Source organism: Pseudochrobactrum sp. B5, assembly GCF_001939785.1.
GTDB classification, from domain to species: Bacteria; Pseudomonadota; Alphaproteobacteria; order Rhizobiales; family Rhizobiaceae; genus Pseudochrobactrum; species Pseudochrobactrum saccharolyticum.
Genome location: NZ_MOYL01000008.1, coordinates 67,640 through 79,327 on the forward strand (window position 1 = coordinate 67,640; position 11,688 = coordinate 79,327).

General features: G+C 62.5%; 6 protein-coding genes. 5 read left to right on the forward strand and 1 reads right to left on the reverse strand.

Annotation, left to right across the window (positions count from 1 at the left end):
* The first annotated feature begins 32 nt into the window (after positions 1-32).
* Genes BKD14_RS17990 through BKD14_RS18010 form a run of 5 tightly spaced genes read left to right on the forward strand, consistent with a single transcriptional unit; the run spans position 33 to position 11,338 of the window.
* Positions 33-2,579, forward strand: coding sequence for a PD-(D/E)XK nuclease family protein (locus tag BKD14_RS17990; protein WP_075657538.1), 2,547 nt, complete (start codon positions 33-35; stop codon positions 2,577-2,579).
* Complete coding sequence (locus BKD14_RS17995; protein ID WP_075657539.1) at positions 2,576-5,782, forward strand: UvrD-helicase domain-containing protein; 3,207 nt, start codon at positions 2,576-2,578, stop codon at positions 5,780-5,782. Before BKD14_RS17990 ends, BKD14_RS17995 begins: the two co-directional genes overlap by 4 nt.
* Entirely contained in the window at positions 5,782-6,984 is a 1,203-nt protein-coding gene (locus BKD14_RS18000) for a hypothetical protein (protein WP_075657540.1), read from the forward strand. The genes BKD14_RS17995 and BKD14_RS18000 overlap by 1 nt, the downstream gene beginning before the upstream one ends.
* 11 nt (positions 6,985-6,995) lie before the next feature.
* On the forward strand, positions 6,996-8,798 hold the full coding sequence (locus BKD14_RS18005) for a hypothetical protein (protein ID WP_075657541.1): 1,803 nt from the start codon (positions 6,996-6,998) through the stop codon (positions 8,796-8,798).
* Complete coding sequence (locus BKD14_RS18010; protein ID WP_075657542.1) at positions 8,798-11,338, forward strand: DEAD/DEAH box helicase family protein; 2,541 nt, start codon at positions 8,798-8,800, stop codon at positions 11,336-11,338. Before BKD14_RS18005 ends, BKD14_RS18010 begins: the two co-directional genes overlap by 1 nt.
* Positions 11,339-11,357: 19 nt before the next feature.
* Here BKD14_RS18010 and BKD14_RS19470 read toward each other — a convergent pair.
* On the reverse strand, positions 11,358-11,688 hold a 331-nt coding region (locus BKD14_RS19470; RefSeq protein WP_210215533.1), incomplete at its 5' end, for a hypothetical protein.

Here is an 11,688-nt window from a genome sequence, read left to right on the forward strand (position 1 = left end):
AGTTTTCCTGATCAGTAGATTGCAGGTCATTCATGCACTACCCCTTCCTCGTCATTGATCCGCGCTCCGGCCTGCAATACCGCCTAACCGATACCGGTCTTGCCGAATTGTCCCTTGCCCCCATTTCTGCCGAATGGGCGCCGGGGCGTGCCATTGCCGAGGCGCCTGACCCGGTCTGGGCCGAAAGTCTTGCCAATGCGCCTGTCGAGACGATCTCGGCGGTGACCGCCGCGCTGACGGATCTTGTGCTGGCCACGCCGGATCTGAAGGTGCCGAACGTCGATCACCTGCCAGACAGCCGCGCCAAGCGGCATCTCCTGGCGCTGGTCGCGTTGTGGCAAAGATTGGGGGATGCGCTGCCAGAGGGGCTGGCACCGATCCCCCATGTGCTGGCCCTGCCGCATGGGTCGTTCCTGGGCTCGTTGCCGGTGGTTGAAGGTTCGCTGGATCCTCTGGCTCCTGCGGCGCTGCAGACGCTTTTTGCCCGGTTGCGGGACGAGTTCGGCACTGTTCCCGCAAGCGCCTATACGCCCCGGGCCGCAATCGGCAGCCGCCTGCACGCGCTGCAGGGCGGTGTTTCAGCGCAGGATATCGAGGTCGGGGTTCTGGATGACAGCCTCGCGTTCTATGGTCTGCGCGATCCCGCTGCCTGCGCCGATTTCGCCGCCGCCCAAGCCCGGGCGCTGATTGAGGCCGGTGTTTCGGCCCGTGAAATCGCCGTGCTGTCGGGCGATGATCTGCGCCAGATCGCGCGCGCTTTCTCAGCCCAGGGCGTGCCGCTCTCGGGCCTGTCGGGTCAATTACCCGAGCGAGATGTCATTGGCGAGACCGCGCTACACCTGGCGCTGGCCAAGCGACCGCCGACTCCGGCTATGGTCTTGGCGAGCCTCGCGCTTTCTCCCTTGATGCCCTGGGCGGCACAGACCGGGCGCGATCTTGCCGAAAGCCTCATGGGTGGCGATTTCCGAGGCGACATCCTCACGGGCACGTCCGCACATAAGGAACTGTGGGACGATATCCGCGCCTCGGCCGGCAGCTTGCCGCAGCTGCGATTCCTGCTGGACCGGATCTGCCAGCGAATCGGAAAAGGCGATCAGGTCCGCGCGCGGCTGACTGTCCCCCCCGGCGAAGGCACGCCGGATTGGGAGATAATCCTGCGTGGCATTCAGATCGCGCCGCCTATGGTTGCGGACCCCGACCGCAATCTTGAAGGCGTCAGCCTTTGGTCCGCGCATGAAAGCCCGTGGCGCCCATGCCGCCATCTGATCGTCAGCGATTTTACCGACGGGCTTTACCCGACCCGCCCGCGTGCCAATCCGCTGTTCCTTGACAGCGAGATCGCTGCGATACGCGCGGGAACCGGCGTTCACCTTCGCGGTCGGGCCGAGGGGCTGGCGCAAAGCCTCGCGTTACTTGATCAACAGCTTCAGGCGGTTTCCGGCAGCGTCACCTTCCTCATCCCAAGGCGCGATCTGGCGGGCGGGCGCTTGCAACCTTCGGCCGGGTTGTCGCTGGTGGCGCGGGCGGTGGCGGGCGTTGAGGATGCCAGCGATCTGATCGCCGATCTGTCGCGTCAGAGCCCCGCGGAATGGCCGATTGCGTATCACCATCTGATGCCGGTGCCGGAACCCGCGGAATTGCCTGAGGAGCTTGCTTTCCCGGGGCATGACCTTCTGTCCCTTCGTCGGCGCGATGACGGCACCGCCAAACCGCAATCGCCCTCGAGGCTCGAGACGCTGCTTGTCAGCCCGCTCGCCTGGCTTCTGGCCGAGGTTGGGGCCGAGGATATGTCTTGGTCGAGCGAAGAACTCGACGTGATGACAAGGGGCAATATCGCCCATGATGTCTTTGAGCATGTCTTCCTGAAGGATCAGCCGTTCCCGGAAACCGAGGCGCTGGCAGAACTGATCCCCGAGGCCTATGACCGCGCGCTCACCCGTCACGCGGGCTATCTGCGCAGCCCGTCATGGGAGATGGAGCGCCGCGGTTTGGAGCGTGAGATCATGGCGGCGGCCCTGCGCTGGCGCGACCACTTGCTGGCGCTTAGTGCCAAGATTATCGGCAATGAAATCTGGCTGGCCGGTGAGGCGCATGGCATCAATCTGCATGGCAAGGCCGATGCGATCCTTGAACTGCCCGATGGTGCGCTCTTGATCATCGATCACAAGAAAAGCGGCACCAAGGGCCGACGGCAGCGGATGGAGGCGGGCTGGGATCTGCAGGCCGGGCTTTACGCCGATATGATAGCGCGGCCCATGCGGCGCGAGGGTGACGGCATGGACCCGCTGATCGGCCGCAAGGTGGCGGTGGCCTATCACCTGATGAACGATGGCGGGCTGTTGACTTCGGGTCTGGCCTTGCCCGAGGGCTCGCCCGCCCGCGACATGGGCGATGCGGTGAATGCCGGGGCGGTAGCCAAGCTGGCGGAACGCTTGGCCGAACTTGGTGCAGGCCGGGTCGTGCTGAACACCTCTGAGGATGCGGCCTTCTTCAAGAAAGAAGCCGGCTTCACCCCCTATGCGCTGACCGATGGCTCGGCCTTGGTCACCGCCTTCATCCGCACGCTCGAGGAGGAATGACCATGGCCCCCGTCAATGCAGATCAAGGTCTGGTCATCGTTCCCGCGGGTGCCGGCGCGGGCAAGACCCACCGCATCAAGACCCAGCTGTCCGATTGGGTAAAACGCGGCATTGTCCGGCCCGAACGTATCCTTGCCGTGACCTTTACCGAGGCCGCGGCGGGCGAGTTGCGCGAAAGGATCCGTGCCGGCCTTCTGGCCGATGGACTAGTCGCCGAGGCGATGGCGGTCGAGCGCGCCTATGTCTCGACCATACATGGACTGGGCCTGCGGCTTTTGACCGAACATGCTCTGGCGGCTGGCGCCTCGCCGCAGCCGCGCCATCTGGGCGATGCCGAGCGGGATCTGCTGATCCGTCAGGCACTGGCACATGCCAAGGCGCTGGACCCGATCAAGGCCGCGCCCGAGCGGTTCGGTTACGTCCCGAACTTCGTGAAGGGCGAGACGGTCGAAGACAGTTTGCGCGCCCGGGTGCTATCGATGATCGACCTCTTGCGCGGCCTTGGGGACAAGGGGCGTGACGCTGGCCTGATTGCTCCGGCACTGGCGCGGTTGGATGCGGTTTACGGGCCGGTTCTGGATGACCCTATCGCCGCGACCACCGCGTTGCAGACGGCCGTGCAGGTCATGATCGCAGCCTTTCCCGAAGGCGGCATGGCCGGGATCACCGCCAAAACCAATGTCGAGAAGCTGGAGAAAAACCTCGCACTTTTCAAGCGTGTTGATCGCGCGCCCGATCTTCTGGATCGGGATTGGCAGGTCTGGAACGATCTGCGCAGCCTGTTCATCTCTAACCGCTCCAGCAAGACGCCTGCGGGATATGACGACCTTGCCACGGCGATCATGGCGGCGGCGGATGTGCTACCCTGCCATCCCGGCCCGCTGGCCGATGCTAAGCTGCACCTGTCCTGCCTGATCGCCTGCGCGCAAGAGGTGATGGCGGCCTATGAGACCCGCAAGAAGGCGCTCGGCCTGATCGACTTTGCTGATATGATCACCGGGGCTGAGCACCTGCTCCGCACCGACCTCGCCGTGCGGCAAGCGGTTCTGGACGAGATCGACTGCGTCATCATCGACGAATTCCAGGACACCAACCCCGTGCAATTCGCGCTTTTGTGGCAGTTGGGCCTGCACGCGCCGCGCACACTGCTGGTGGGCGATGTCAAACAGTCGATCATGGGGTTTCAGGGTGCCGATCCGCGCCTGTCGACTGCGCTGGCGGCGGCAAACTTGGATGCCACCCAGCCTCTGGACCGCAACTGGCGATCGACGCCCGCAGTGATGCATTTCGTCAATGCGATGGGCGCGGGGCTGTTCGGCGATGGCTATAACCCGCTGGCGCCGACCCGCGATGCGGTTGCTGGCCCAGCGATTGAAGTGCTGAACGCAGTCAAGTCGCGCGGCGTGCGCACAGCGTCAAAGCCGCAGGAGCATATCGCCGAGCGTATCGCCCGGACTCTGACGGATGGAGATACGATCACCGATCGCCACAGCAAGGCCGCCCGCCCGGCGCGGCCTTCGGATATCGCGCTCTTGGTCTGTCGCCACACCACCGCCGCCCGCTATGCCGAGGAACTGCGCGCCCGCGGCGTTCCCGTGCGGATCGCCGAGGATGGTTGGGCACAAAGTGCGGTGATCGTTGCCGCTCGCGCGGCACTCGCCTTTGCGGCCAACCCGGCGGATATCCATGCGGGACTGCTCTTGCGCACGCTTGGACCGGATCCGTTGCCCTTGCAGGACGCACTATCCGCCCAGATTGACGGCCGGCTGGTCGATGACCCTGTGCTGATGCGGCTGGCCGCGCTCTCGGACATTCTGGCCCGCTTGCCAGTGGGGGCGGGGCTTGATCTGGTGCTGGATGCCGCCGACCTGCGTCTCTGGGCCGAACGTCAGCCCGATGCCGCCCAGTCCCGCGCCGATCTTCTGCGGCTAGAGGCTGAGGCGGGTGAGTTCGAAGCCGCGCATCGCGATCTCAAATCCGCCTCGGGGTTCCACGGCGAGACTGCCAAGGTCTTTCTCGGCTGGCTCGACGCCCGTGGGGGCGAGCGCGATTTCGACCGTCATCCCGATCCTTCCGCCAACAGCGCCGAGGCGGTGGAGATCGTCACCTGGCACGCCTCCAAAGGGCGCGAATGGCCGATCACTGTCGTCGCCGAGTTCGACTATGGCATCGAGGAACGTGTGGGGTCCACTGCGACCCGTTTCGATGCCCTGGATCGCATCGATGATATGGCGGTGGTGCTGGGGTCCGCGAGCCTGATCCACACGCCCGGCTTTGCCGCGCCCGAGGCGACCCGCCGTTTCATCGAAGACCGCCGCGCCGATTTTGAAGCCAATGCGAAAAATCTTCTCTATGTCGCCCTGACCCGTGCCCGTGACCGGCTGGTGCTGGAATGGCCGGGTTTTCTGAAGGACCGCGAAGAAGACGCGCCCGAGGCTACGAACCTGTTTCATATCCTGTCCGATACTTGCGCGCCGCAAATCGGGGCGGGCAGCCTGCGCATCAATGGCCTGGATTGCCCGGCGCTGATCACGCAACTGCCTGAAGAGGCGGGATTTACCGAATACGCAGGCGGTGCGGTAGCCTCAGCGCTGCGCTTCGGTGCCGCTGCGCCGTTGCCCGTGACACCGCTGACGCCCTGGCGGCTGCAGCCCTCGCAAACCCGCAGCGCGGGGGTGCCGCCCGTGTCCCGCCGTATCAACATCGGAGCACCCTGGCCAAAGGCACTGAACGATGCCTACCGCGGCACAGCACTGCATCTGGCGCTGCGCACATACCTGACCCGGCCCGATCTGGCCCCGGCTTTGGCTCTCGCGACCGGGCTTGACGACGCCACTCTTGCGCTGGTGGCCGAGCGCGCCACGGCGCTGAAAGCCTGGCTTGTCGATCAGGGCTATACGGATCTGCGCGCCGAGATTCCGGTGCTTGGCCACACGCCCGAGGGTGCAGAGATCCCCGGCACCCTCGACCTTCTCGCTATCGGCCCGGCAGGCGCGATGCTGATCGACCATAAATCCGGCGGCGGTGGTGACGGGTTTGGCCCCTATTGGCCACAGCTTTCCAGCTATGCCGGACTGTTGGCCGGACTATACCCGCAGCATCCGCTGCAGGGCGTGGCGGTGTTCTGGGTCGATCACGGATGGCTGGAACTGGCAGATAAGGGCGCGTCAGCGGGAGCTTTCGCACAGGCCAAAGTTAACTGATGCCTTGGGGAATACTTGCGCCCGATACCGTGGTTTCGCAACGGCGCCAGCAGAACCTCGGGCTTGCGGCGGCGGTTCGTCATTTCAATGATCGGGCGGTCCCCGGAATCGGCGGCATGTGGTTTCCCATGCCCATCCTTTGGTCGGTTCTGGCGATCTCTATCGCCGAGGAACTTGGTGTGCCGGCACTGCCTGTCGGCAACGCGGTCGAAGCGCGCGTCATGCTTGAAGTCATCGCGGGCCCGCAGGATCGCCGCGTGCGAGGGGCGAGGAAGATGCAGGGCTTGAAGGATAGCAGTTTTCACAATCTCAGGCGTCGCGGAACTTATGTGGTTCAGCCGATCCGCATGGCGATGGTGCAGCCTCTGGTCGCACTCGGGTTCGTGCAGGGCAGCCGCTACGGCGCGTTCCGCATACATAGCGCTGGCAGAGAGCTGTTGGAGCTGAATGCGATGAAAGAACCGCGCCGTTTGCTTGGTGCCTGGGCGCACGGCAGACAGCCACATGGCCTGAAGGAGGCCCTGGCAGTGCTTTCCCCGGTTGGGGCTGTCCCGGAAGCGGTGCGTAAACTGATCCTTGCCCGATTGCTCGACGGAAATGATCCCGGCTCGACTCGGCGCCGGGACCTGGCGCGCCTCGGCACTGGCCCCAGTTCCACGCATTTGGACCAGGAAACCGCATTGGCGGGGCTGGCGCCGGATCATTGGTCGGATCTGCGCGCAGGAGCGGCTTTTATGGATCTGCGCGATGCTGCGTTGTCGGTGTTGGACCAGTTGGAACAGCACTTGCTGAAGCTTCGCGACGATAATCAGCCTGTGCGCCTGTCAGAAGCGGAGGCAGCCGAAGTAGCCGCCGAGCCGCTGAAACAATTGCGCGATCTGGCCTCGGCAAAAGGCGCGCTTGTCGATCAGGGCAATGAGGAGACTAGCCGCAGATTTATCGCGGAAATCCGAAATCTGTCCGATCAGCAGCTGATCCAGAGGCTGGCCGAGCGCGATTCTACCGTAATTTTTCAGTGCGAAGGCCACATTGTTCTCGGGCCGGCTGCGGGCGAGTTGCGGGGCAGCTCGGAGACCCAGGACGAGAATCGGCCCCCTCAGGACGAGGCCTTCGCGCCGCAGCTTTTCCGGCTGCACAATCTTCATTGTCTGGTGACGGAGCTGTCCGGAAAGGTGAACCCGGGCAGCCGTGACGCGGGATAGGAGGCCGTCTGATGCAGAACACGACGCTCTACTCCCTCTTCATGCCGCCCGAAGATTGTTATGGCGACTTTGGCCTTATGTGCGGCTTCACCGCGACGCGGCAGGTCCTGGGGCAGATCCGCCGAACATTCACAGGCGAGATGGCGCGCCCGGTGCTGGCCGCCTTCATCCATCCAACCGTGAATGCGATCTCGGACGTTCCGGGACTTGCCTGGATGTGGATGCGCCTCGAGGGACGCGGCTACAACCTTCTCCATGCCAAGGTGGCGCTTCTGGGTTTTCGGAAGCGCGGCGGAGATGGCTATGTCATTCGCCTCGCTGTCAGCACGGGGAACTGGACACAGGATCCGCTTACTCGCAGCATCGACCTGTTCTGGTCGATCGATCTGGACTCTGCTGTGCCTGACGCACAGGACATTGCCGATATCCGCGCCGCGCATGAGATGTTTGGCTGGCTGCGCGAGCGGGCAGATTGCGCCCTGATCGAACGCAGTTTTGACGGGCACCGGCCAGACGCCTTGCTGGAGGCCGCGATCACAGCCTTGCCCACGTCATCCGCGCGTCCCCGCTTCATCGACAGCCGCAATCAGGCGCTGTTTCCTCAGGTGGTCGAGCGCGTCGGTACCAAGAAGAAGGCCGACCGTCTCATCCTCGGGTCTGGCTATTTCGAGAGCGACGGCGATGGTGCTGCTGGCCTGCCAGAGCGACTGCGCCGCGCATTCGTGCAGGAGAAATCCCTGACGAAAACAGCGGCTCTCGACCTGTTTCTCAACCCGTCCTCCTGTCAGGGGCTTGCTGCCCGGGCCGGTGCTTTGATTGACGCAGGCTGGAACTTGCGCCCTCCGCGCTCTGTCTTGCATGGAACTGATGGGTGCCTGCATGCAAAATTTGTGGTGCTGGCGTCAGGCGAGACCGAGGCCTCGGGACGGGCTTATCTTGGATCCGGCAATCTGAGCATGAACGGGTTTGAGCGTGCCGCAAGCGCCGGGGGAAACCTTGAGGCAGGTGTGATCGTCGATCTGCCGGGAGGACTGAAATGGCCGCGACGCAGAGACACGCGGAACGGTATCGCCGCTGTTTTGCCGATCCAGTTCACTGATGTGGTGACGCCCGAAGCCCTGCAGCAAGGGGAAGGCTTTGTGCGCCCCGATGAGCCAGAAACCCAGCCGCCAGTTGCGTGGCTTATATGGCAAGACGGGGTGCTCTCGGCCCCCGAAGACAAATCGGTGATGGTGATTGGTGTCGATGCGGCTCAGGCCCAGACACCTTGTCCATGGCCTGCACCGGCTCCAGCGATTGTGACACTCGCGGAGGGCGGCTGGCGGCTGCCTGTCATTTCTTCCGAAGCACTTGTTGTCGCTCGCCCCTCCGATATGTCGGTCGAAGATATCCTTGCCAGCCTTGGCTCATTTCCCGAGCCAGGTGATGCTGACAGCGAAGATGAGGGTGAGGAAGGCGAAGAGCCGCTCACCGACGCCTCAGATACCACCGAAGCTCCGCCAGCTGCCTATCCCATTCGCAGGATGATGGAACTTCTGGTGTGTCTTTGTGAGACACAGGCAAGGTTGGACCCGCGGGACTGGCAAAGGTGGTGTCGGGAGTTGCAACAGAATCTTTGCGCTATCGCGTCTCGCGAAAAAACGATGCTCGAGTTCTTCCGGAACGCCAGGGCAAATCCTCTGCCTGCTCTGGCAGATCCGCGTATGCGCCCGGAAGGGGTTTCGCCAGACCTATTGAGAGATGCGCTTTTGGCAGTGTCCGTCGCGTGGGAGCTCAGCGCTTACCCATCGCTCTGGGAACGGGAGGCCGCGTGATGGTGGACTGGAACGAGGTCGCGAGCATTCTGGATCGTATCGCAGGGACGTCTGATGATACTCTGCTAGATCATGGCCAGAAGGCGAGTGTCACAGAACTAGCGTGCCGTATCCGGGCGGGCCAACGCTCGGCCCTGCTGGCTGATGAGGTGGGTATGGGCAAGACCCGCATTGCGGCGGCGCTGATCGCAGCGGTGCGGGAGGCGGGCGGGCGCAGCGCCATTGTTCTGCCCGCGGGCCTTGGGGCACAATGGCAACAGGAACTGAAACGGTTCAACGCCGATGACAAGACATTGCTGCCGCTGCGCAGCTATGATGGTTTCATCTCCGGTTTCTTGCACGATACCGATGCGGAGGGGAGCGCAAGACGGTTACACAGCCATAAGGAGTGGCTTTCGGATCGCCGCAAGCAGCGTGAGTTGCCGGAGAACGGCTGGGCCGCCGAAGAGATCATAATGATCTCTCATTCCTTCGCGAACATGCAGTTTCCCAATCGTGGAGAAGGCCCCGCTGGAGGCTGGCGCCGGGAACTCTTACCCAACGTCGCCCGCCTGATTGACGGCCGACGGCGCAACTTCATGCGCGAAAATTTCAATTCGGGTGAGGTGGGCTATGTATATGCCAGTCGCCGTGCGGCGCGGCACATTGCCCAAACGATTCTGGACCACGAACTGCCGCGCGATGCCATTAACGGCGATCAGAAATGGCTTTCGGCGGACGATTACAAGAACAGGATCCTGCCGCTGATCGGCTATGGCCTGGGTCAGTTTGATCTCATAGTCGTTGACGAAGCCCACAAGGCGCGCGGCGCAGATTCAAGCCTTTCGCGCATTCTCGGCCCGGTAAGCTGGGAAGCGGATGATCCTTTTCGTCTGGGCATGACCGCAACCCCGGTCGAGCTGGACTCCAGCCAGTGGATCGACACGCTGGAGCGGCTCAATGGTCGCGATGACGATCAGGATATTACTGCGCTCGCAGCGCTGACGGAATGGATCACCGGCTATGTGGATGTTGTTCGTCGGATTCAAACCGAAGAACTGGACGAGACGCTGACCGGGGAATTCGAGACCTCCGCCCGGCAGTTCTGCGCAGCATTGCGACCATACGTCCTGCGCCGGGACAAACGCAGTGACCCCGAATTCTGCGTCTTCAAAGACAGTCATGGTGATTATCGTGAGGTCACCGATATCCCGGTTTCACCGGAGGCAGAGGGTTTTACCCGTGACTGGTTGCGCCGCTTTTGTGCGGCTGAGGCGCTGTCGTTACTCCCTCAGGATGATCCGCGTGTGAAACGGGTCAGGCTCGCCGTTGCCCAGGGGTATGGGTTCGGCTTTGGAGAGGATGAGGAAGACAGCCCATCTGGCATGACAGATGCAAACCTCGTTGGTCCGGCGGGGTTTTGGACGGAAGCTTTCACCGCTGAGAGCAACGACATCTATAGCCACCCTGCGATCCTGGCGGCTGTGAGACAAATCGAGGCCTATACACGGGCCGGCGAGAAAGTGCTCGTCTTCGGCAGGTTCCTGACGCCGATGAATGTGCTGACCAGACTGCTGGACGCGCGTGAGATGCTGCGTCGTTTGCGAGACGGACAGCACTGGCCTGCCAGTGGGATCGGGGAAAGCAATATAGCAGCCGTCATTGCGTCGATGAGGGATCCTGATCTTGCGGTGGCGGGTGGGGTCGACGAAATCGATGTGATGTTGAAAACCCGCTATCAGGAGTGGGCGAGCGAGCGCCGGGCTGAACTCGCACGGCTTCATCGGGAGTTGGAAGACCTTGCGCTGGAGGGAGGAGCTGCTGCATTTCTGTCAGAGATTCTGCACCATGAGGACGGCAAACAAGACCTTCAATTCGGGGCTTTGCTCGAGGCACTTGGTGGCAGGCGGGAAGTTGCGGGCGCTTCCTGGACGGGGCGGGAAATGCTCGGGCTGTTCGAAAAACTGCTCCTGGAGCTTGCCGGGGATGATGAAGCAGAGAACAACGATACGCAGAAAGCCCGGCTGGATGCCTGGCTGAACGATTATTCCGGGCGCGAGGGCAACTTCGCCAGGATGATGTCAGGCGCAACCGCACCGCAAACGCGGCGTATGCTGCAATCTGCATTCAACCGGTCGTCCAGTTGGCCGATGGTGCTCCTCGCGCAATCCCGCGTCGGGCGTGAGGGCCTGAATCTGCATGAGGCCTGTCGCACAGTGATTTTACTGCACGCGGAGTGGAATCCCGGCATTGTCGAGCAGCAGATTGGGCGTGTGGATCGCAAGAACAGTCTTTGGCTTCGCGAATGGCGGAAATGGAGGGATCATGGCGATGGTCTCCCGCCCCGCATTCGGGTTCACCCTGTTGTCGTCAGTGGCACATACGACGATCACAACTGGCAGGTTCTCAAGGCGCGTTGGCTGGAACTGAGGGCACAGTTGCATGGCGATGTCCTGCGTCCCGTTTCAGGTCGGTCAGAGGTGATAGATGACAAACGAACCTGCGCTGACCGCGTTCGGCGCGCAGTGCCGGATTTTTCGCCGGGAAAACGTGGCGGTTGAATTGTAGTGTAACCGATACTCACGCTGCTGTTCGGAATAGGACGGAATGAAAGCTGCTATTTTTAGCAACCATTCTCCCCGCGTTGGATTTGGCGTTGATAGGAAAATGGCTGTTAGCAGGTCGCAAGTATTGGTGGTTGCAGCCTCCCGCAACCATCTTTACCGGCGTCGATTGCAAGTTGTGATCGATGCCGGTCCCCGCAACCATCTTTACTTGCTCGGGCAGCAAGTGAAGATTTGATCCAGCCCCCGCAACCAAACAAACAGCCCGCTCTTTGAGCGGGATTTTTTTTGGTAACGGGTCGTAGATTTTAAGCCTAATCAGGGGCCCGCAAGGAGGCAAAGCCGAC

What these genes read in the sequence shown, in the direction of transcription:
- BKD14_RS17990 (WP_075657538.1), top strand. Translation starts at nt 33, where the DNA reads ATGCACTACCCCTTCCTCGTCATTGATCCGCGCTCCGGCCTGCAATAC.
- BKD14_RS17995 (WP_075657539.1), top strand. Translation starts at nt 2,576, where the DNA reads ATGACCATGGCCCCCGTCAATGCAGATCAAGGTCTGGTCATCGTTCCC.
- BKD14_RS18000 (WP_075657540.1), top strand. Translation starts at nt 5,782, where the DNA reads ATGCCTTGGGGAATACTTGCGCCCGATACCGTGGTTTCGCAACGGCGC.
- BKD14_RS18005 (WP_075657541.1), top strand. Translation starts at nt 6,996, where the DNA reads ATGCAGAACACGACGCTCTACTCCCTCTTCATGCCGCCCGAAGATTGT.
- BKD14_RS18010 (WP_075657542.1), top strand. Translation starts at nt 8,798, where the DNA reads ATGGTGGACTGGAACGAGGTCGCGAGCATTCTGGATCGTATCGCAGGG.